The organism is Pseudodesulfovibrio nedwellii (assembly GCF_027923765.1).
GTDB classification, from domain to species: domain Bacteria; phylum Desulfobacterota; class Desulfovibrionia; order Desulfovibrionales; family Desulfovibrionaceae; genus Pseudodesulfovibrio; species Pseudodesulfovibrio nedwellii.
The window spans coordinates 913,209-933,619 of sequence record NZ_AP026709.1; the positions used below are offsets into that span (position 1 = coordinate 913,209).

The following is a 20,411-nucleotide window of genomic DNA, read 5'->3' on the forward strand; positions in this document are numbered from 1 at the left end:
ACTCCCGTCCCCCCGGTCAAAAAAGGATTGTGAATGGACTATCTGCTTCAAGGTTTTCTTCAAGGTTTTGTTCTCCTCTTCACCGGCGACCCTGAAACTTATTCCGCAATCTGGGCAACAGTGGGGGCATCCTCTCTGTCCATGTTTTTCAGTCTTACCATCGGCGTTCCGCTCGGCTTTTTTCTTGGCCACAAAACATTTTTCGGGAAACGAGTTCTCAGAACCATCGTAGACACACTTCTGTCATTCCCCACGGTTGTTATTGGTTTATTAGTCTATGCTTTCCTGACAAGACATGGTCCTCTGGGCGGGACAGGTCTTCTCTTTTCCATACCAGGGGTTGCCATAGGGCAAACTTTGCTCGGCCTGCCCATCATCATCGCCATGACCGCAAATGCGGTGGAAAGCTTGGACAAAAGACTTCCCATGACACTCATCACACTCGGTGCCAATCCACGACAGATGCTCTGGGCCACTGTTATGGAAGCACGATTTTCCATTATGCTCGCCGCCATGGCCGCTTATGGCCGCATCGTGTCGGAGGTCGGCATATCCATGCTCGTTGGTGGCAATATCAAATGGCATACGCGAACCATCACCACGGCTATTGCACTGGAAACAGGTAAAGGGGAATTTGCTGTAGGGATCGCACTCGGCATTGTCCTGCTTGCTGTGGCCCTCCTCGTCAATGTTGCAGCCACAGGCCTCAAAAAGAAGGCCGTCCAATGAAAACTCCCATCATTTCCCTGCACAATGTTCGGCAAATCTTTTCTGGCCGACAAGTTCTCAGCATCGACAAACTTGATATCAATCATGACGACATCATCGGCCTGGCTGGTCCCAATGGATCTGGCAAATCAACGCTGCTTCGTATACTTGCATTTCTCGATGCCCCGTCTTCAGGTACTCTTTCCTTCATGGGAGCAAAGACCTCAACCAAACCGGGTGCAGTACACCGTCAGGTCACATTGCTTGTTCAGGAACCGTATCTACTTAAACGCACGGTCCATGCAAATGTTGCCTACGGACTCAAGGTTCGCAAAAAATCAGACATTACAACAAAAGTGCATAACGCCCTGATTGAAGTCGGGCTAGACCCAGAATCCTTTTCATCAAGACACTGGTTTGAACTCTCAGGTGGCGAGGCACAACGAGTGGCTCTGGCTGCCCGTTTAGTCCTCAAACCCAAAGTTCTTCTCATGGACGAACCCACGGCCAGCCTAGATGCCAAAAGCGCTACCCTTATTCGACAGGCTGCACTCAAAGCTCGCACAAACAACGGGACAAGCCTCGTCGTTGCCAGTCACGATCTCGACTGGCTCGGCAAGGTCAGTGACCGTATTATTCATCTTGAACACGGCTCTATTGTTGAGACATCATAGCTTTCCCCACGGAGATACGACATGAAAGCAATATCTATAGTCGGACCAAAAAATTCCGGCAAAACAACGCTTGGCCTCGGACTGGCTCATCACTTCAAGGCTTCAGGCCTGACTGTCGCTGCTGCAAAATTCAGCCACCACGGATTCGACTGGGCTGACACCGACACAACCCAATATGCGGAAATCTGTGACGCAGTCGCTGGACTCAGCCCCGAGGAAACCTTCGTCAATTGGACAGACCGACGATTTCTTCCTGACATCCTGCCCCTCCTGACCGCCGACGTTCTTATTGTTGAAGGCGGTAAATCTCTAGGGTATCTTCCTCGTATCCTCTGTTTGAATGGCGACCTTGCCGACGGAACTGACTGGCTCATTCCTGATCTCGCAATCGCCACATATGGCGACACGAAGCTTGAGGGTGTCACCGCTTATGACACCATTGATTCTCTTGCAGAAGCCGTTCTTGAAAAAGGATTTTTCCTACCCGGTATGGACTGTAAAACATGCGGCAGACCTGATTGTCATACTCTGGCTGCCGAAATAGTGGCTGGGAAAACGACTACCAAGGCATGTCTCGCCATGCACAATTCCATCAAAGTAGACATAAACGGCTCTGCGGTAGGAATGAAACCCTTTGTCGAAGACATCATTTCCGCCTCTATCAGGGAAATGATCAGAACGCTCAAGGGATACTCTCCGGGCAAAGCAACCATCAAACTGGACGTATAACTCATGCGCATTGTTCTTTTCGAGCCGGAAATTCCACCCAATACCGGCAATATTGCTCGATTGTGTGCGGCGACAAAAACACCACTTCACCTCATCGAACCGCTGGGATTCTCTGTTGATAACAAACACCTCAAACGAGCCGGCCTGGATTACTGGCCTCACGTGGATGTCACTGTGCACCCGAATTTCGCCGAGTTCATGAACCGGGTGCAACCTCCGCGCCTCGTCATGGCCAGTGCGAAGGCCGCAACGCCACACCATCGCTTCGAATTCATGGCAGACGACGCCATTGTTCTTGGACCTGAGACTCGTGGACTTACACCCGAATTCATGAAAGGATATCCTCAAATTCGCATTCCAATATGGGGTAAAGTCAGAAGCCTGAACCTGTCGACTGCCACAGGCATCCTTCTTTTCGAAGCCTTGCGCCAGACGGATGGAATCATGGAAGACATATCCATATCTTGAAATTTATATCCACGCCCTGTATTGTGCCTTTGCTGAACAAAACACATGACTTTCAACCCGAACACTTGGGATAGAATATACCTATGAAACTTCTCGTCACAGGCGGCTGCGGCTTCATCGGAACAAACTTTGTCCGACTCATGCTCGCCAAGCATCCAGACTGGTCCATCATCAATCTGGACAAGCTTACCTATGCCGGAAATAGACTCAACCTCATGGACCTTGAACAAAACGAAGCCCGTTACACGTTTGTTCAAGGAGATATATGTGACCGCGAACTAATCATGGACCTCCTTGCAGATCAATCCATCGATGCCGTCGTCAACTTTGCTGCCGAATCCCATGTGGACCGTTCCATCAACGATCCATCTCCTTTTGTGACCACCAACGTGGGTGGAGCACAAAACCTCATGGAATGCGCCCGCCAACGAAATATTGGCCGTTTCGTGCACGTATCCACAGATGAGGTGTATGGAACCCTTGGCAAAACAGGGAAATTTACTGAATCCACACCGCTCGCACCCAATAGCCCGTATTCATCAAGCAAGGCCGGAGCCGATCTCATGGCTCGCGCATACTTTGAAACTTACAGATTTCCCATCTTGGTCACCCGGTGCTCCAATAACTATGGGCCATATCAATTCCCGGAAAAACTCATTCCGCTCATGTTTCTCAATGCTAAGGCGGGCAAATCACTTCCTGTCTATGGCGATGGAATGAACGTCAGGGACTGGATCTACGTCGATGACCATTGCCTCGGAGTTGAACTGACCCTGACCAAAGGACGCGAAGGACAGGCATACAACTTCGGAGGTGATGCCGAAGAGGCCAACATCACAGTAATCAAAACCTTATTGTCTCTTTTAGGAAAACCGGAATCACTGATCACATATGTCACAGACAGACCTGGGCACGACAAACGTTACGCCATGGACTTTTCTCTGGCTCAACGGGAACTCGGTTTTGCACCAACACTGAATTTTACAGACGGTCTGAAAAAGACCCTTGATTGGTACGAAGCCAACACGGAATGGCTTGAACAGGTCCAAAGCGGTGAATACCGCACATTCATGGACTCATGGTACGAGGAACGCGCCTAATGAACATAAAAGGACAAACCGTTGCCGTCCTTGGTGGAAAAACGGGCCTGCTCGGTCAAAGCTTGTGTTCTGCTTTTGCAGAGGCAGGAGCGCACCCAATAGCGCTTTCCAGTAAAGACTGCGATATCCTCGATCCTCAATCCGTAGAAGAAATACTAAATAAGGAAGATCCCGATATTCTGATTAATGCGGCTGCTTACACGCAGGTGGATTTGGCAGAAGATGAACAGGAAAAGGCCTTCGCTCTCAACGCCACAGCACCACCTCTTTTGGCAACCTTGGCAGCGAGACGATCCATTCCCTTTGTTCACTACAGCACGGACTTTGTCTTTAAAGGGGATAAGACGTCGCCGTACACAGAATACGACGAAACAAGCGCATTTTCAGTATACGGCATTAGTAAGGCAGATGGAGAACGAGGACTCCTCAAACTAGGCTATGAGCGCACACTCATTATACGAATCTCCTGGTTATTCGGACCGGGTCGAATCAACTTTGTCGAAAAGATTCTCAATTTATGTGATACTCACAACACCCTGACAGTCGTCGAAGACCAATTTGGCTCTCCATCATATACGCCGGACATCGCGACCGGCACTATCAAGCTGTTAAAAAAAGACGCCACAGGTATCTTCCACCTGGCTAACTCCGGCCAGACATCATGGCACGGACTGGCCAGTATGGCCGCAACTCTAGCGGGGAAAAAAAACTCTGTAACCCCCGTGTCGTCAAGCGAATATCCAACCAAAGCTGTCCGTCCGCGCTACTCTGTGTTGGATATATCCAAATACACACGAACAACCGGTATGACTCCTCGTAGATGGGAAGATGCTTTAAAAGAATATGTTCAGAACGAATTAGGCATGCACTCCGAGGAATAACTTGATGCCTACTGCATCAAATCCCGCACCCGCATATTCGCGTCAATCAAACGTTCTGACAAAAGGTTGATCAGAAAACGATTAATAGCGGTCACAAGCCGAGGTGCCCGATTTTCAATGGCATCAAGTTTTGCCAAAGTCATACGGTACAACACACAGTTCTCCGCAGCTCGAATAGTGGCAGAACGCGGTGCCAAAGTATAAATCCCCATTTCGCCAAAGACAGCTCCCGGGCCGACTTTTTTCAACCGCAAGATCTTGCCGCCTTCCATTTCCAGTTCAACATCGAGTCGACCTGACTCAACAAAAAACATGGAATCCGACACATCTCCCTGTCGAAATACGGCTTCACCGGGTTTTGCGACTTCTCGTTTGAGAACCTTCATCAAAGCCGGAATATATTTTTTTTCTGGGAATATTGGAGCCAAAAGTTCAGACAAATTCAACTGCTTGAGTTCCAGCATATTTTCTTCATCAAGCACACGGTTTTCACACCATTCCAAAGCATAATCCAAATTAAGAAACGACTTGAAAACACCTTCTTGATCACCAACAAGTCCAATCGCTTCCAAATGCTCTTCGAGTTCCAACGGGGCGTTGGTAATAATGAGTTCCATATCATACTCAGCGACCAGAATCCGCAGCTTGTCAAACCCGATACCCGCTGCCGAGGCAAACCCACTCACCAATTTGAAATCCAGAATAAGGTACTCCACCGGCAACTGATTCCGATCATCGATTCGAAAACGCACATCCTTGAGCAACCGCTCCATGGCCCCCAGAAAAAGGAATCCCTGCAACCGCATAATATGGATATGATCCCCATATTCCTTGAGTGTCCGTTTTTGAATGGATGCACGATCAACATTACTATTATGATGAGCACCAGACAGGACGTTACGAACAACCCCATCCTTGCTGGCTCTGCTCACTGTAACCATAAGGGCCAATGCCACACCAAAACCAATACCTTCCAAAAGCCCCAAGCACAACGTCGCCAAAAAGGTCAACCAGAGAAGCCAGATATCTGATCTACCAGTAAAAGCCGTCCGAGTTCGGAACATCCAGTCACGAATCAAATCTAGACCAGCATAAACAAGCAATCCTTCAGGGACGAATCGCGGAATCAAGGGCAGAACGACGTCTGCACAACAAAAACCAACGCCACACACCAAACCGGCCACGATACCCGCGATAGGACCACGCCCACCTGAAGCATAACTGCCGGAGCTTCGCCCATAGGTAAGCGAAGCAGGCATCCCGCCACACAGACCGGAAATAATATTAGTCAAGCCAAGTGCACGATACTCCATATTAAGATCACTTTCCCGGCCTCGCAAAATTTCCAATCGAGTTGTTCGATACATGACAGTCAAAACGGCCAGCACGACCATGGCGCCTATATACAAACTGTTGGCCTTAATAACCGCCCACTGAATATTATGAAAAAACAACTCTGAATTCAGAACTTCGAAAGGGTACACCATTGTCGGCCCTTCAGGAAAAGCAACGGGAACTGCTAAAGCTCGAAGAGCATCGGTTCCGCCCCAAATGCCAGCCGCATACCCAACCCCTGATGCAACAAGAATCATGGCCACCAGAAAAAGTGAATGCTTGGTCCGACACAGAGCGAGAAAAAGTACAACGCCAAAAACAAGACTGGGACCTATAGTCCGCAATGTTCCACCTGCATCAAAATCATTCGCAAAAGAGGTGATCACGGTATACGAATTGCTCCAATCAAGCCCCAAATGACCGATCCAATCAAATGCTCCCAAAAGTACAATAATACCGACTGCGCCAATGACACCGCCGATGATTTGCAACGGGATATATCTGACATATTCACCCAGTCGAAATTTCGAAAGGACAAGAAGGCTCAAACCGATAAGCACGGCCGCCAGTGCCACGCCGGCCAACAGAGTAGGAAGAACAAGCTCGGCAGACTCCATAGCCATAGTCCGATACATGCTCCCGACAAATAAAAAAATAACGGCTGTGAGTACTGTTTCCGGTCCGACCAATCCAAAAGGGATTCTCGAAAAAAAAGCATTGAAAATACTTCCGACAATCACACCAGTAAGAGCCGTACCAATAACATATGGTAAGAAATCGTAAGTTCCAGCATTGGCAGAAGCGAGCAAGGAAAGTGAATACACAAAAAACAATGCCAAAACACCCGAAACGATGCCGGCATATAAATTAAGCATAAAAGATCCCCTGAACAACCGCCAACGGTCAGGATCTTTCACGTGATCGATGCTCTCTGAACTGCCATCAAACTGAGCGTCCCAGACCTGCGCTTCTTCAACTTCGGCGAGGTCACTGACATCAACATCACTCTCATCAATTCCCAGCACACCCGACACTGGAACAAGTGAAGCTCCGCACTTGGAACACACATCTTCATGCCCGGCATCCTGAACATGCCCACACTTGGCGCAAATCACATCATCTGAATCGTCCAGTTCTACAGTCACATTCTGATTGTCGAGATCAATGAATTCTATAGGAGTACCATCGCCACCAACTGATTCCGGGACACCAGTTGTTACTGAAGAGTCATCCTCTTCAAACTCCACGTCATACGGAATTGGTTCCTCAGGAAGTTGGTCCAGAATAACTACACCATGTCCGCAATCAGGACACTTGGCCTTTTTTCCAGTCAACTTGGCCGGAACCTCGCGCTCATAGCCGCAGGAATCGCATTTGAAAATCGCCACTATCTACCACCAGAACCCATAAGATATACAGTAGAGCCGGACCACTACTCCGGTAAGAACATTGTCTCAGTCTTTTAAGTACATACGTGAAGCACCGCACGCACGCAAGCTGTCCAACGATTTTCTGCCGTAGAACTTTTTTCATAAAACACATCGCAAGGTATAAAGTTCTCCATCTAACCGTCGATAAGATGTGCACGAGTAAGGTGTAATGTGCACACGGACCGTGCCGACTCCCCCGTTTAAAGCGATATCCCACGGAAGGGACGCAATATGAAGCCAAACACCGTTTCTATAATAATTTCCGATCTGGAAACACACAGCAGTCTCATGCGACTGCTGCATTCCATTTCCCGACAGTCCACTGGACTGGAAGATATGGAAATTATCGTAATTGGCAACGGAAGACACGCACCATCCGATCCTTCCTTATGGCGAAATGTCACCGGCATCGACGCAATACGTCTCGAAGAAATAGACTCTTCCATCACTTCCTCAGCGGCCAAGAATATGGCAGCAATACGCGCTAACGGTGACAAGCTCATATTCCTTCACCCAGACTACCGTCTTGACCCCAAATACATTACCACGGCCCTTTCTGTTTTCGATGACCATCCCGAAACTGACATTATGTACTCGGACTATATCCGACTCGCTCCGACTGACAAAACCGGACGCCCCGGAATTATCCAACTCCCCGCCTTCCGTGAAGGATTACTTCAGGCACGAGGATTTCTCGGGCCAGCGGTATTGTTGACACGTAAAGCATGGGAAAGCACACTGGGTTTCAGAGAAAACACTGCATATTCCGACTGGGATTTATGGGTGCAGGCCGCACTGGCCGGAAATAATTTCTATCATGTGAACTACCCTCTGGCTTCCTGTGAGCACCATAAGGTTTCATTCAAGGAACGCGCCGAAGATGGCCGATGCAAAGCAATGATTGTTATCAATAACCAAGGGTTCTTCCATGAGCACATCGTGCGTTGGGCTCTCTCCTACCTGCGCGGCAAATCCTGGGCCGAAGCATATAGCTTCATGACTATTCCCGGCCCCATTGATGTTACACGAATGATGCACGACCACGCCATAAAGACTATGGGTGTGGACGTCATGACAAAAAAAGCTGTTCAGCAATTTGACCACGCAGTGACAAACACCAAGGTTGCCCTCTAAAAAAAGGCCACCCGAAACCGGATGGCCTTTGCACATATTTTTCTACTTAATTTCTACAACTGAATTCCGTTCTCCATCAAATCCTGCTTGAGCAATTCACGAAGTCTTTTGGCGATTGGGCCGGGCTTAACATTGTGAATAGGCTTGTCATTATACCGGACAACCGAAATTGCATCGCCAGTCGTACCGACAATAATTACCTCTTTTGCCATCAGAATTTCTTCTTCACGAATGCCCCGGAAAATGACAGAGACATCGTCCTTTATCAGGTCCACGGCCCGCAACATGGTGGTGCCGGGTAAGGCATTGGTGAATTCAGGGATAATCAACTTACCATTTTCATTAACGATACAGACATTTTCAACAGCCCCTTCGGCCAGAAACCCCTCATCATCGTAACAAAATGGATAGTCATACCCTTTCTCTGTAGCCTCACGTTTCATCAAAACGTTGGGCAAATAATCAATGGATTTGATAGTCGCCAAATACGACTGCTTGGCCGGAATCGATGTTTTGAATGCGGTCACACCGTTTTCATAAGCCGACTCGGTTTTGATGTAGAGATCATAAGCCACCACATAAAGGCTCGTTTCAGGACACTCCACAGGATCTACGCCGAAGCCTCCCGGTCCACGCCCAATCATCACCCGCGCCATACCGGTTTCACGACCTCCAGCACGACAGACTTCCATGACTAACTCGCTGATTTCTTCCCAGGAACACGGGGGTTCCATAAAAATGGATTCACAGGAACGCTTCATGCGCTCCATGTGCGCGTCAAGCTGATACAACTTGCCGCCAACAAACTTCATGACCTCAAAAATACCATCACCACGATGCACCAGATGGTCATCCCACGGCATGAGCATAACTTCAGGGTCCAAACAAATCATGCCCACACTGTGATCGTAAAAGGCGTGAACTTTACCGCTAACAGGCCGTTCGACAGCTGTCAGGGCATCTATATAACCTTTGGAATCGGTGACTTTTACCACAACAAAATCCTTTTAAGGTACGCGAACCAAATCTCGTTCAATCAGAGTCTCAGCGATCTGGACAGTGTTCAATGCAGCACCCTTGCGAATGTTATCGGAAACAACCCACATATTGATGCCATTCTCAATGGTCTCATCCTCACGGATACGGCCGACATACGTCGCATCGTCACCCGCTGCATTGACAGGCATGGGGTAGGCGTTCTTCTCAGGATAATCTTCAATAATAATACCAGGGGATTTCGCTAATAATGAACGAACATCGTCCGCGCTCAACTTTTCCTCGGTCTCAATATTCACGGCTTCGGAATGACCGTAAAAAACCGGGACACGCACACACGTGGCGGTCACTTTAATAGTCGGATCACCCATGATCTTAACAGTCTCATGGACCATCTTCATCTCTTCTTTGGTGTACCCATTGTCCATAAAGACATCGATATGCGGGAGGCAGTTAAAGGCAATCTGATGCGGATAAACATCAGCAACCACAGGTTGGCCAGACAAAAGTCGACGCACCTGATTTTCCAGCTCTTCAATGGCTTTCTGCCCACTACCGGAAACGGCCTGATATGTAGAAACAACAACGCGCTTGATCCGCGCTTCATCATGAATGGGCTTGAGAGCCACCATCAGTTGAATGGTCGAACAATTGGGGTTGGCAATGATACCCTTATGCCAATCGAGATCCTCCGGGTTCACTTCGGGAACTACCAAAGGGCATTCGTCATCCATGCGCCAAGCAGCAGAATTATCTACCACCACACAACCTGATTTTGCAGCAATAGGAGCATATTTTTTACTGGTTTCACCACCTGCGGAAAACAACGCCAGATCAACACCCTCGAAAGAATTCTCTGTCAATTCCACGACAGACAATTCCTCACCCTTGCAGGTCACTTTCTTGCCAACGCTTCTCGACGAAGCCAAGGGAATGACCTTGCTGTAAGGGAAATTACGCTGTTCCAAAACCTGCAACATTTCCTGACCAACTGCGCCTGTTGCGCCACATATGGCCACTACCAGATTCTTATTCATATCCTACTCCCAACTCTAAAACTTTAAATTCTGTCCGATTTCGAGACACGCCTTGGTCTGATTAAGCGTATACAAATGAACGCCCGGCGCACCACCGTCGATAAGTTCCTGTGCCTGCCTTGTCGCGTAATCAATACCCAACCTATATACGGCATCATCCCCGCCCTCTTCGTGGGCTTTCTCAAGACTACTGAGAAACTTCCCGGGAATGGCAGCGCCACACAACCCTAAAATAAACTTGGCAGATTTAAGAGTCATGATAGGCAGGATACCAGGAATAACTGGCACGTAAGAACCAAGAGCCTTGAGTCTCTCAACGTAATCAAAATAGACACGGTTATCGAAAAACAACTGCGTCACCAGAAACTGCGCCCCCATCTGTACCTTCTTGTTGACCATTTCCAGGTCGGATTGAATGGAAGGTGACTCAAAATGAGGTTCAGGATAAGCAGCCCCGCCAACGCACATCTCTGGATAATGCGCTTTGATATATTTAATGACATCCGTTGCGTGCTTAAATTCTTGAGAATCAAAATCGAAATCGTCCTCGCCACGCGGCGGATCACCACGTAAGGCCAAAACATTCTGTATATCAGCATCGCGGAGGCTTCGTAGGAAGTCGTCCAGCTTATCGGCAGACGCACCAACACTCGTCAAATGAGTAATCGGCTCAATGCCATGATCCTGTTTCATTCGGGTGGCAATTTCCAAGGTATTATCCTGAGTCCCACCACCAGCACCATATGTAACAGATGCAAACAAGGGGTTCAGAACCTTGAGCTGATCAACGACCTCAAAAAATTGAGGCCAGATTTCCTTTTCCCTTGGGGGGAAAAACTCTAAAGAGATGAAAGGGGACTGCCCTTCGATCAAATCACAAACTCGCAATGCTTCTCTCCTTCAACGGTATATGCATAATCGCACCCTTCTTAGGGTAAGAGACATTACATACTCTTTCTTGCAGCAACCTTCAATGGAGAAATTCGAGGAATTCCCGCTTAGGTATTCTGCCACCGTGAATGAAGAGCTTCAACGATAGCAATATCGGCAGGAAGATAGTCCAAAGTTGGCAAACAGGACGGGCTAACCCAAGTAAACTGTTGTTTTTCCATCATCTTCAAACTGCCTGAATAGCTATAAATATGATAGAAATACAAACAGACAAAAAATTCATCATACTCATGCTCAAGATCACACCAATATTCAAACTTGGTCGGAGTAACCCCAAGCTCCTCCTGAAATTCACGAACTAAAGCGTCGTCACGGATTTCGCCTTTTTCTATCTTACCGCCCGGGAACTCCCACCAGCCCGCCATGCGCGCGCCTTCAGGGCGCTGAACAGCAAGATACTCCCCATCACGCCAGATAATACCGGCCACGACTTCCAAACGCGGCTTCATCATTCCTCTCCCACTTCTGACGTAAGAGCTTCAATCTTCTCTTCAAGTTCTCCCATACGCAACATCAGATTTTCAGCCCATTCAGAAGCTTCCTTGTACGCATTATTCAACTTAAGCGCTTCCTCCGGCTTCTCATATGTAACGGGATCATTCATTTTTTCTTCAAGCAAAGCCTGCTCGTCAAGCACCTTTTCCCAATCTCCCTCAAGCTTGTCATATTCCTTCTTGAGCGGTTTGAGAGTGCGATACAATCGGTTGCGCTCTTCTGCCTGACGACGTTTCTCTTCCTTAGATAGCTTCCGTTTTTCACGCACTTCTTCAGAGTTACACGCAGCCAGTCCTACTCGGCATGCCTCTTCCTGCTTGCTCTTGGCATGATACGCCTCAAACCCACCGAGATGCTGAGTTAAACCATCTTTATCCAAAGCCCATATTTCTTCAGCCACTTCGTTAAGCAAATATCTGTCATGCGCCACGAAAAGTAAGGTACCCGCATAATTTTTAAGCGCACGAATAAGTCCTTCACGAGTCTCAATATCAAGATGGTTGGTCGGTTCATCAAGAATCAGGAAATTCGATCGAGATAAAAATAAAGTAGCAAGCAAGAGTCGACTTTTTTCACCACCAGACAATCCCTTGATCTTACGCTCAAAAAAAGACTCGCCTAACAAAAACAAACCAAGCACACTCATAACCTGTTCTTCGGTCAAATTTGAATCAGACAACCGCCTGATTTCACCAATGACAGAATTATCAAGATTGAGAATTTCATGCTGATGCTGACTAAAATAACCAAGATCAGTACCACTACCGACTTTGACATGGCCTGCTGTAGGCGTCAGCGAACCGGTTATCAGTTTAAGCAACGTTGACTTTCCCGCACCATTGGGGGCAACCACAGCGACCTTCTTGCCGCGAAAAAGCTGAAAATCGAGTGTAGGCCACACAGATTCAACGCCATCATAATGAAATTCGAGATCTACAGCGGAGGCCGGAACCTTGTCCCCGCGCTTGGGTTCAGGCAGACGAAAATTCAGACTTCTTCCTCGGTGGGAAGCGGCCTGAGCTTCCTTGATCTGGTTCAACTCCTGTTCCAGCTTTTCCACCTTCTTCAATTTACTCTGCGCCTGTGCAGCCTTACGCGCTTTAACACGAAACTTATTGATATATTTATATTCGTTATCAATCCGTGCCGACAGCTTATCCGCTTCTTTCTGACGTTGCGACCGGTTCTCTTCGTCCCAGACCAAAAATTCATCAAAAGAACCTTTACGAAAAACAGGTTTTCCTGTTCCAAGGAACAAAACATGTGTGCCTACACGATTAAGAAAAATACGATCATGAACAACGAATGCCAATGTGCCACGAAAGCCGAGGAGATACTCCTCAAGCCACTCTACAGCTTCGAGATCAAGATGGTTGGTCGGTTCATCAAGGAGAAGAATATCGGCACCCTGCAAAAGCACTCTGCCGAGTTTTGCTCGTTCACGCCAACCACCGGATAATTCTCCGATATCTTTCAACAAATCGTCATCACTAAACCCTAAGCCGGTTAAAATAGCTCGAGCCTTATGATCAGGATTATAACCATACCGCTCCTCAAATTCGGCCTGACGATGGGACAGTTTTTCAATACGCGCATTATCATCGGCTGCAACAGCCTTTTCCCATTCTTCCCAAAACTCATTCCATGACGGCAACGCCGACAGAACCCAAGACAACAATTGATGCTCTAACACCGTCCCGGTCATTTCCTGCGCAACATATCCAACCTGCGCCCCCTTGGACAACGTCAACTGTCCTGTATCCGGTTCAATCTCCCCGGCCAGAACCTTGAGCAACGTACTCTTCCCGCAACCATTTGGCCCGGTCAGGGCAAGACGCATGCCCGGTGTGACCTCAAAAGCCACATCAGAAAAAACAGGTTCTCCACCATAGGATTTACTAAGACTCTGAACAGTAATTCGCGACATGAAATATAATACCTCTTTAATGTTGAATAAGGGAATATATTGAGCGGTGCAGATTGGCAAGACCGTTTTGACCAGAGCCTCTGTTCAGGCTATAAAGTCGCATGCAACACTGGTACGTTTATCTCATGCGCTGCGCTGACGACAGCCTCTACTGTGGCATTACCACTGATATCGAGCGACGCTTAAAAGAGCATAATGCGGGAACTGCATCAAAATACACACGCCCACGACGGCCTGTAAAAGTGGCTGTCTGTGGAGAAGTGCCCGACAAAAGCACAGCGTTAAAGCTAGAAATCGAAATCAAGAAACAACACCGCAACCACAAAATACCCCATCTCAAAGCCTCGACGAATGCGTTACAATAGCGTGATACTTTCCCTTCAAACGCCTCAAGAGGGTTGCCAACAATCAAAATCACGGGTAGTCAAAAAAATTAACCCATAAAACAAATATACAAATCATCTATGTTAGATTCCAACACGTTATATATGATTCTGGCTATGGCCGGATTCGTACTCATTGCAATTATCGTAGTCCATCACCACAATTGCTCTGACCTTATCAGACACAAACGGGCTGAGGTCAAAGGCATTACAAAACGACTGAGTTACAAGATAGACACCCTTGAGCAGGAAGCCATTGATCTCAAGACACAGATTGAAGAAACCGATGAACAGATCGACACATTAAAGGTATAAGGCTGACCATGACCATTCCCCTCATTATCCTTTGCCTCACCGTATTGATCTTTATTTTCCTTTTACGGATGATAAGTCAGTACAAAATTTCCAATCTGAATTTCTTGTCTAATGAACAGCAAAAAATCCAGTCAAAATATGATTTTATGGTCAAACACAGAAAAGAATTAAAAGCTGAACTGGAAGAAAAGATACAACGACTTACCAGGCTCAGAAACAATCAAGAAGGTGTCAAAATCATTTCATCGGACGACTTAAATATCGAAGATGTCGATGACACTGAAAAAATCAGTCGTTACCTTCTGCAAAATAGTAAAATAACCCTTGAACAAAATGAACGCGCCCTTAAAAAAATGGAAATCCTTAAAATGGACTTCCTGGCAGTCTGCCTCGCTCTCGGGTTTGTGGACATGGAAACCAGCAAACAGGCTCTCAAGGCAAACAATATCCAACTTAAATCATCGTATAAAAAATAAAAAAAGGGCTGTGTCACATGACACAGCCCTTTTTCATATTCATTCCACTCTCTACATATTTGCAAGTACGGCTTCGGCCATTGCAATGCATCCAACGGATTTACAACCGTCTTGCCATATGTCTCCAGTACGATATCCCTGCTCCAAAGTCTTTTCCACCGCCTGCTCAATGCAATCAGCTTCTTCAGTCATATCAAATGAATGACGCAGCATCATGGACACAGACAGAATGGTAGCCAAGGGATTGGCCTTATCCTGCCCAGCAATGTCGGGCGCAGAACCATGGATAGGTTCGTACAAACCAGGATTAGCCTCGCCGAGAGAAGCAGACGGCAGCATACCGATAGAGCCGGTAATCGCAGCGGCCTCATCAGACAGGATATCGCCGAACAGGTTACCGGTGACAATCACGTCAAACTGAGACGGGTCGCGCACCAACTGCATGGCAGCGTTGTCCACGTACATGTGAGACAACTCGATATCCGGGTAATTCTTATGCTCATCAATAACGATTTCGCGCCAGACTCGGGAAACATCAAGCACGTTAGCCTTGTCCACAGAACAGACACGACTGGAACGCTTCCGGGCGGCCTCAAAAGCCACACGGGCAATACGGCGAATTTCATGCTCATAATACGTCATGGTATTGTAGCCAAAACGCTCACCATCTTTTTCGCCATCAAAACGCGGTTCGCCAAAATAAATACCACCGGTCAACTCGCGCACAACCATGACATCTAAACCTTTGGCCACAATGTCCGGACGCAGATAGCAGGCGTCCGCCAACTGCTTAAACAAATTAGCGGGACGCACGTTGGCAAACAAGCCCAATTCTTTACGGATACCAAGCAACCCTTTCTCAGGACGGATGGCTGGATCGATAGTATCCCACTTGGGACCACCCACCGCTCCAAGTAATACGGCATCGGCTTCCTTGCACTTGGCAATGGTTTCGTCCGGCAAAGGTACACCAGCGGCATCAATTGCACATCCACCGATCAAGGCCTCGGAGGTCTCAAAAGTCCGACTATATTTCTCACCAATCTTATCGAGTACGCGCAAGGCTTGGGTAACTATCTCCTGACCTATGCCGTCACCCGGTAAAACACATATTTTCATATCTCTCTCCGATACTTGTCGTTAAGCCAATTTTTTCTTGACGTATTCCACGAGTCCACCGACATCCAGAATTTCCTGCATAAACGCCGGTACAGCGGCAGCCTGTACGGTTTCTCCAGTGGTGATATTCCTAATCACGCCAGTGGCGGTATCAACTTCAACTTCATCGGTATCGCTAAATTTTTCAATATCATCGCCGATCTCCAGCAACACCAGCCCCATATTAAAACCGTTACGGTAGAAAATACGAGCAAAACTATGCGCAACAACAACAGGAATGCCCGCGCCCAATATAGAAATGGGGGCATGTTCACGGGAAGAACCGCAACCAAAGTTCACACCACCAACCATGACATCGTTTTCTTTGACACGTTTGCCCCAACCAGCCTCCAACCCTTCCATACAGTTCTCACCGAGCACTTTGGAATCGGTGGTCACCAAGAAACGAGCCGGGATAATGGCATCAGTATCTATATGATCGCCCACTTTGTGAGCAGTTCCGGTAACTTTCATTCTATTCCCCTTCCTACAGCTTTGCGGGGTTGGTAATCTCACCGACAATGGCACTGGCAGCGGCCACAGCGGGATTGGACAAGAAAACTTCCGCTTTGAGGGACCCCATTCGTCCCTTAAAGTTGCGATTAGTAGTCGCGATACACCGCTCGCCGCCAGCCAAGATACCCATATGGCCCCCCAGACAGGGACCACATGTAGGCGGCCCAACAATGCAACCTGAATCCATGAATATTTCCATCAAGCCTTCGCGCATACACGCTTTCCAGATGGCTGGAGTAGCAGGCAGAATAATACAGCGCACTTTGGGGTCGACCTTGCGGCCTTTCAAAATGGCTGCGGCCACACGCATGTCTTCGATACGACCATTGGTGCAGGAACCGATGACCGCCTGATGAATCTTCAAACCGCTGGTTTCATCCACTGATTTAACGTTGTCCGGCAAATGCGGACAAGCGACCTGCGGAGCCATGTTCGTGACATCGATATTCAGCACACGCTCATATTCGGCATCCGCATCCGGCAGCATAATCTCACCACCAGAAAATCCAGCAGTATTGGCATATTTCATTGTTTTCTCGTCCACAGGGAACAGGCCAACCTTACCACCTGCCTCAATGGCCATATTAGCAATGGTCATACGCCCTTCAATGGACATATTGTCCACGACCTCACCAGAATATTCAAGCGCCTTGTAAAGCGCACCGGCCACACCAAGCTGACCGATCTGATTCAGTACAAAATCCTTGGCACTGACATGGTCACCCGGCGTACCGGTAATATTAACCTTGATGGTCGGTGGCACTTTAAACCAAGTTTCACCAAGCGCCATTGCCGCACCGATATCTGTTGACCCCATGCCGGTGGCGAATGCGCCAAGTCCACCATACGTGCAGGTGTGAGAATCAGCTCCCACCACCACGTTGCCAGGACCGACAATGCCCTTCTCTGGCAGCAACGCATGCTCCACACCGACTTCACCACATTCATAGTAATGAGTCACCCCCATTTCCTCGGCGAACTCACGGACAACCTTAACCTGTTCGGCAGAATCAATATCCTTGTTTGGGGTGAAATGATCACAGACCAAAGAGATCTTGTCCTGATCGAATACTTTTTTTGCACCCATAGCCTTAAAAGACTTGATGGCCAAAGGCGCAGTAATGTCGTTGGCCAGCACCATATCTACCGCACACTGGACAATTTGTCCGGCACCGGTAATCTTCTGGTCTGTGTGTTTCTGCAATATTTTTTCAGCTAAAGTCTGACCCATGGCCTATCTCTCCTCTTTGGCTTTTTCCATGCGATTCAATGCGTTGATCATAGCGAGAGCACTCGCCTTGACCACATCGGCGTCATTGGCGCGCCCAACGGATTTAGTACCGTCGTGCGCGATACGAACGGCCACGCTTGCCAATGCGTCGGACCCTTCGGTTACGGCGTTTACCGTATATACTTCAAGTTTCGGAGCCACACCTACCATTGAGTAGATGGACTGGAACACCGCGTCAATGGAACCTTCACCAAAACTGCTGTTTCGCTTGACTTCGGCCTCGCCCTTGGCGCCGAATTCCATAACGGCGGCAGCATGCGGCGGGACATCCCCTGTACCGGAAAACACTGACATATCAATCAAACGGAACCGATCTTTGCGACGGTACACAGACTCCAAAATCAACGCTTCCACGTCTTCGTCGAAAACCTGCTCCTTCTTGTCAGCCAAATCCTTGACCGCCTTGAAGAGCACTTGAATCTGTTCATCATCCAAAGTGTATCCCAACTCTTTGGCCTTATTCTTAACAGCATGAGAACCAGAATGTTTACCAATGACAATATCATTACTCGTCCGGCCAATGGAATCCGGGGTCATTATTTCATACGTCAAACGATTCTTGATAACACCATCCTGATGAATACCGGACTCGTGGGCAAAAGCGTTAGCACCCACAATAGCCTTGTTGGGCGGAATGGGCATGCCGATAATTTGCGACAAGCGACGACAAGAAGGATACAGCTGCTCGGTTTTAATATTGGTCTCGACGTCATACAACTCCTTGCGAGTGTTGATAGCCATGACCAAATCTTCCAAGGCTGCATTCCCTGCTCGTTCGCCAATCCCAAGCACCGTACACTCGACCTGACGAGCCCCTGCCTTGACCGCAGCCAAGGTATTCGCCACCGCAGAACCAAGGTCGTTATGGCAATGAACAGACAGAATTGCATCGTTCATATTCTTTACGTTATCCTTCAAATACTTGATCAAATCATAATATTCAAAAGGCTGAGTGTATCCCACGGTGTCAGGGATATTGACAACTGTAGCACCAGCCTCAATGGCGACCTCTGTCACCTTGACCAGAAAATCCCAATCTGAACGGGATGCATCCTCAGCGGAAAACTCCACATTATCCGTATACTGCTTGGCGTGTCTGACGGCTTTGTCGATCATGACGATCACTTCGTCGGCTGTCTTACCCAGCTTGTGTTTCATATGAATTTCACTGGTAGCGAGAAATGTATGAATCCGCGGATTTTTTGCATCTTTCACAGCTTCCCAGCAACGGTCGATATCTCCAACAACGGCCCGGCACAGTCCTGCAACCTGCACAGTGTCCACAGCCCGAGCAATGGCTTGGACCGCCTCAAAATCGCCTTGACTGGCAATAGGGAATCCTGCTTCGATGACATCAACACCTAATGTTTCAAGCTGTTGAGCCATGCGGATTTTCTCATCCTGGTTCATGGTTGCGCCAGGGGACTGCTCACCGTCACGCAAGGTGGTATCAAAAACGTACACTCTGTCTGCCATGGTGTCCTCCGATTCTTCCCTTTTTATAGGGGGATTCAGTCTATGATTGCAAATATAGAAAATCGCCAGACGCACCGAATGCGTGGCGATAATGGTCAGTACGACGTACCAATATGGGAGAGGAGGGGGGAGGAGCTAGTTGAGCTCTTCTTCCTTTGAACTGTCCCTATGTAGTCGTTTGTTTCTGCGGGATAGTAGGAAAATAGTATAGAGAGGGCCGGAAATAATATAGCCCAAGAAAATAACAAAACCGAGAACCTTGGGACGCGATGCGACCAAGGAGAAAATCAAAATAGCAGTTACCATCCAGCTGAAGGGATGGGCCTTGAAAGAACTGAGTTCCTTGAATGAATAGAAACGAACAGTGCTGACCATAAAGAAAGACAACACGTACACCAACACCAAGGCACCAGTGGGCATAACAGTATGAATATATTCTGCGGGCACATATTCGGAAAAGAGCACCAAAGTGGCAAGGGTGCAGGCTGCTGCAGGAATAGGCAGGCCTACAAAATGCTTCTTGGAAGTAGTGGCGGCCTGAACATTAAACCGGGCCAACCGAAGGGCTCCGCACGCCATGAACAAGAAAGCGGCCATAAGACCGAGCCTGCCATAGTCGTTGAGTACCCAAAGATATGTCATGACGGCCGGGACCACACCAAAGGCCACCAAATCAGCCAAGGAATCCAACTGGACCCCGAACTCACTGGTGGTGTGGGTGATACGCGCAACTTTTCCGTCCAATCCGTCGAATATACAACTCGCCAGAATACATAAGGCGCAGGAGGCATAGTCTCCCTGAATAGCCCAAGTCAATCCCAGAAAGCCAATAAACAAGCTGGCCGTGGTCAGCAGATTCGGCAGGAGGTAAACGCTCTTGTGGCGCGGCAATTTTTTTTCTTTAACCATGACAATCTTTTATTCTGTTTCC

Annotated in this window: 21 protein-coding genes; 10 read left to right on the plus strand and 11 right to left on the minus strand. The window is 48.1% G+C overall.

Annotation, left to right across the window (positions count from 1 at the left end; genetic code table 11):
• Positions 1 to 33 precede the first annotated feature (33 nt).
• The 6 genes from SYK_RS04500 to rfbD all read left to right on the plus strand — a co-directional run bounded on the left by SYK_RS04500 (position 34) and on the right by rfbD (position 4,560).
• On the plus strand, positions 34 to 729 hold the full coding sequence (locus SYK_RS04500; RefSeq protein WP_281762409.1) for an ABC transporter permease: 696 nt from the start codon (positions 34 to 36) through the stop codon (positions 727 to 729).
• The gene (locus SYK_RS04505) at positions 726 to 1,382 is read left to right on the plus strand and encodes an energy-coupling factor ABC transporter ATP-binding protein (protein WP_281762410.1); all 657 of its coding nucleotides are present in this window, start codon (positions 726 to 728) and stop codon (positions 1,380 to 1,382) included. The genes SYK_RS04500 and SYK_RS04505 overlap by 4 nt, the downstream gene beginning before the upstream one ends.
• A 21-nt stretch (positions 1,383 to 1,403) precedes the next feature.
• On the plus strand, positions 1,404 to 2,111 hold the full coding sequence (locus SYK_RS04510; protein WP_281762411.1) for a molybdopterin-guanine dinucleotide biosynthesis protein MobB: 708 nt from the start codon (positions 1,404 to 1,406) through the stop codon (positions 2,109 to 2,111).
• Positions 2,112 to 2,114: 3 nt separating this feature from the next.
• Complete coding sequence (locus SYK_RS04515; protein WP_281762412.1) at positions 2,115 to 2,579, plus strand: tRNA (cytidine(34)-2'-O)-methyltransferase; 465 nt, start codon at positions 2,115 to 2,117, stop codon at positions 2,577 to 2,579.
• Positions 2,580 to 2,662: 83 nt separating this feature from the next.
• Positions 2,663 to 3,679 (plus strand): dTDP-glucose 4,6-dehydratase, encoded by a 1,017-nt coding sequence (gene rfbB / locus SYK_RS04520; RefSeq protein ID WP_281762413.1) that lies wholly within the window; start codon positions 2,663 to 2,665, stop codon positions 3,677 to 3,679.
• Positions 3,679 to 4,560 (plus strand): dTDP-4-dehydrorhamnose reductase, encoded by an 882-nt coding sequence (gene rfbD / locus SYK_RS04525; RefSeq protein ID WP_281762414.1) that lies wholly within the window; start codon positions 3,679 to 3,681, stop codon positions 4,558 to 4,560. The genes rfbB and rfbD overlap by 1 nt, the downstream gene beginning before the upstream one ends.
• 8 nt (positions 4,561 to 4,568) lie before the next feature.
• Here the strand turns inward: rfbD and SYK_RS04530 are convergent, their stop codons facing one another.
• Positions 4,569 to 7,283, minus strand: coding sequence for a SulP family inorganic anion transporter (locus SYK_RS04530; protein ID WP_281762415.1), 2,715 nt, complete (start codon positions 7,281 to 7,283; stop codon positions 4,569 to 4,571).
• A gap of 273 nt (positions 7,284 to 7,556) precedes the next feature.
• On the opposite strand from SYK_RS04530, the gene SYK_RS04535 reads away from it, so the two are divergent.
• Positions 7,557 to 8,459: a glycosyltransferase family 2 protein gene (locus SYK_RS04535; RefSeq protein ID WP_281762416.1), complete on the plus strand. Its 903-nt coding sequence runs from the start codon at positions 7,557 to 7,559 to the stop codon at positions 8,457 to 8,459.
• A gap of 53 nt (positions 8,460 to 8,512) precedes the next feature.
• Here the strand turns inward: SYK_RS04535 and SYK_RS04540 are convergent, their stop codons facing one another.
• From SYK_RS04540 to SYK_RS04560, 5 genes are all read right to left on the minus strand, one after another.
• The gene (locus SYK_RS04540) at positions 8,513 to 9,454 is read right to left on the minus strand and encodes an aminotransferase class IV (RefSeq protein ID WP_281762417.1); all 942 of its coding nucleotides are present in this window, start codon (positions 9,452 to 9,454) and stop codon (positions 8,513 to 8,515) included.
• A 12-nt stretch (positions 9,455 to 9,466) separates the two neighbouring features.
• Positions 9,467 to 10,492, minus strand: a complete 1,026-nt coding sequence (locus SYK_RS04545) for an aspartate-semialdehyde dehydrogenase (protein ID WP_281762418.1) — start codon at positions 10,490 to 10,492, stop codon at positions 9,467 to 9,469.
• Positions 10,493 to 10,507: 15 nt separating this feature from the next.
• Positions 10,508 to 11,380, minus strand: coding sequence for a methylenetetrahydrofolate reductase [NAD(P)H] (gene metF / locus SYK_RS04550; RefSeq protein ID WP_281762419.1), 873 nt, complete (start codon positions 11,378 to 11,380; stop codon positions 10,508 to 10,510).
• Positions 11,381 to 11,490: 110 nt separating this feature from the next.
• Complete coding sequence (locus SYK_RS04555) at positions 11,491 to 11,892, minus strand: (deoxy)nucleoside triphosphate pyrophosphohydrolase (protein ID WP_353618279.1); 402 nt, start codon at positions 11,890 to 11,892, stop codon at positions 11,491 to 11,493.
• Positions 11,892 to 13,865: an ABC-F family ATP-binding cassette domain-containing protein gene (locus SYK_RS04560; protein ID WP_281762421.1), complete on the minus strand. Its 1,974-nt coding sequence runs from the start codon at positions 13,863 to 13,865 to the stop codon at positions 11,892 to 11,894. The genes SYK_RS04555 and SYK_RS04560 overlap by 1 nt, the downstream gene beginning before the upstream one ends.
• Before the next feature lie 125 nt (positions 13,866 to 13,990).
• On the opposite strand from SYK_RS04560, the gene SYK_RS04565 reads away from it, so the two are divergent.
• The 3 genes from SYK_RS04565 to SYK_RS04575 all read left to right on the plus strand — a co-directional run bounded on the left by SYK_RS04565 (position 13,991) and on the right by SYK_RS04575 (position 15,039).
• Positions 13,991 to 14,230: a GIY-YIG nuclease family protein gene (locus tag SYK_RS04565; RefSeq protein WP_431194125.1), complete on the plus strand. Its 240-nt coding sequence runs from the start codon at positions 13,991 to 13,993 to the stop codon at positions 14,228 to 14,230.
• A 99-nt stretch (positions 14,231 to 14,329) separates the two neighbouring features.
• The gene (locus SYK_RS04570) at positions 14,330 to 14,563 is read left to right on the plus strand and encodes a hypothetical protein (protein WP_281762423.1); all 234 of its coding nucleotides are present in this window, start codon (positions 14,330 to 14,332) and stop codon (positions 14,561 to 14,563) included.
• Positions 14,564 to 14,709: 146 nt separating this feature from the next.
• Entirely contained in the window at positions 14,710 to 15,039 is a 330-nt protein-coding gene (locus tag SYK_RS04575; protein ID WP_281762424.1) for a hypothetical protein, read from the plus strand.
• 51 nt (positions 15,040 to 15,090) lie between these two features.
• Here SYK_RS04575 and leuB read toward each other — a convergent pair whose 3' ends face one another.
• The 5 genes from leuB to pssA all read right to left on the minus strand — a co-directional run bounded on the left by leuB (position 15,091) and on the right by pssA (position 20,389).
• Positions 15,091 to 16,158 (minus strand): 3-isopropylmalate dehydrogenase, encoded by a 1,068-nt coding sequence (gene leuB, locus SYK_RS04580; protein ID WP_281762425.1) that lies wholly within the window; start codon positions 16,156 to 16,158, stop codon positions 15,091 to 15,093.
• A 21-nt stretch (positions 16,159 to 16,179) separates the two neighbouring features.
• Positions 16,180 to 16,671 carry a 3-isopropylmalate dehydratase small subunit gene (locus tag SYK_RS04585; protein WP_281762426.1) on the minus strand — a complete coding sequence of 164 codons (492 nt, stop codon included), beginning with the start codon at positions 16,669 to 16,671 and terminating at the stop codon, positions 16,180 to 16,182.
• A gap of 13 nt (positions 16,672 to 16,684) precedes the next feature.
• Positions 16,685 to 17,944 carry a 3-isopropylmalate dehydratase large subunit gene (gene leuC / locus SYK_RS04590; protein WP_281762427.1) on the minus strand — a complete coding sequence of 420 codons (1,260 nt, stop codon included), beginning with the start codon at positions 17,942 to 17,944 and terminating at the stop codon, positions 16,685 to 16,687.
• A 3-nt stretch (positions 17,945 to 17,947) separates the two neighbouring features.
• Positions 17,948 to 19,480 carry a 2-isopropylmalate synthase gene (locus SYK_RS04595; protein ID WP_281762428.1) on the minus strand — a complete coding sequence of 511 codons (1,533 nt, stop codon included), beginning with the start codon at positions 19,478 to 19,480 and terminating at the stop codon, positions 17,948 to 17,950.
• 135 nt (positions 19,481 to 19,615) lie between these two features.
• Positions 19,616 to 20,389 (minus strand): CDP-diacylglycerol--serine O-phosphatidyltransferase, encoded by a 774-nt coding sequence (gene pssA, locus SYK_RS04600; protein ID WP_281762429.1) that lies wholly within the window; start codon positions 20,387 to 20,389, stop codon positions 19,616 to 19,618.
• Positions 20,390 to 20,411 lie beyond the last annotated feature (22 nt).

Excerpts from the sequence above, each read along its gene's own strand:
- pssA (WP_281762429.1), bottom strand. The coding sequence starts at position 20,389 with ATGGTTAAAGAAAAAAAATTGCCGCGCCACAAGAGCGTTTACCTCCTG.
- SYK_RS04560 (WP_281762421.1), bottom strand. The coding sequence starts at position 13,865 with ATGTCGCGAATTACTGTTCAGAGTCTTAGTAAATCCTATGGTGGAGAA.
- SYK_RS04570 (WP_281762423.1), top strand. The coding sequence starts at position 14,330 with ATGTTAGATTCCAACACGTTATATATGATTCTGGCTATGGCCGGATTC.
- SYK_RS04565 (WP_431194125.1), top strand. The coding sequence starts at position 13,991 with ATGCGCTGCGCTGACGACAGCCTCTACTGTGGCATTACCACTGATATC.
- SYK_RS04500 (WP_281762409.1), top strand. The coding sequence starts at position 34 with ATGGACTATCTGCTTCAAGGTTTTCTTCAAGGTTTTGTTCTCCTCTTC.
- leuC (WP_281762427.1), bottom strand. The coding sequence starts at position 17,944 with ATGGGTCAGACTTTAGCTGAAAAAATATTGCAGAAACACACAGACCAG.
- SYK_RS04575 (WP_281762424.1), top strand. The coding sequence starts at position 14,710 with ATGGTCAAACACAGAAAAGAATTAAAAGCTGAACTGGAAGAAAAGATA.
- SYK_RS04555 (WP_353618279.1), bottom strand. The coding sequence starts at position 11,892 with ATGAAGCCGCGTTTGGAAGTCGTGGCCGGTATTATCTGGCGTGATGGG.
- SYK_RS04535 (WP_281762416.1), top strand. The coding sequence starts at position 7,557 with ATGAAGCCAAACACCGTTTCTATAATAATTTCCGATCTGGAAACACAC.
- rfbD (WP_281762414.1), top strand. The coding sequence starts at position 3,679 with ATGAACATAAAAGGACAAACCGTTGCCGTCCTTGGTGGAAAAACGGGC.
- SYK_RS04510 (WP_281762411.1), top strand. The coding sequence starts at position 1,404 with ATGAAAGCAATATCTATAGTCGGACCAAAAAATTCCGGCAAAACAACG.
- SYK_RS04595 (WP_281762428.1), bottom strand. The coding sequence starts at position 19,480 with ATGGCAGACAGAGTGTACGTTTTTGATACCACCTTGCGTGACGGTGAG.
- SYK_RS04505 (WP_281762410.1), top strand. The coding sequence starts at position 726 with ATGAAAACTCCCATCATTTCCCTGCACAATGTTCGGCAAATCTTTTCT.
- rfbB (WP_281762413.1), top strand. The coding sequence starts at position 2,663 with ATGAAACTTCTCGTCACAGGCGGCTGCGGCTTCATCGGAACAAACTTT.
- SYK_RS04585 (WP_281762426.1), bottom strand. The coding sequence starts at position 16,671 with ATGAAAGTTACCGGAACTGCTCACAAAGTGGGCGATCATATAGATACT.
- SYK_RS04515 (WP_281762412.1), top strand. The coding sequence starts at position 2,115 with ATGCGCATTGTTCTTTTCGAGCCGGAAATTCCACCCAATACCGGCAAT.
- leuB (WP_281762425.1), bottom strand. The coding sequence starts at position 16,158 with ATGAAAATATGTGTTTTACCGGGTGACGGCATAGGTCAGGAGATAGTT.
- SYK_RS04545 (WP_281762418.1), bottom strand. The coding sequence starts at position 10,492 with ATGAATAAGAATCTGGTAGTGGCCATATGTGGCGCAACAGGCGCAGTT.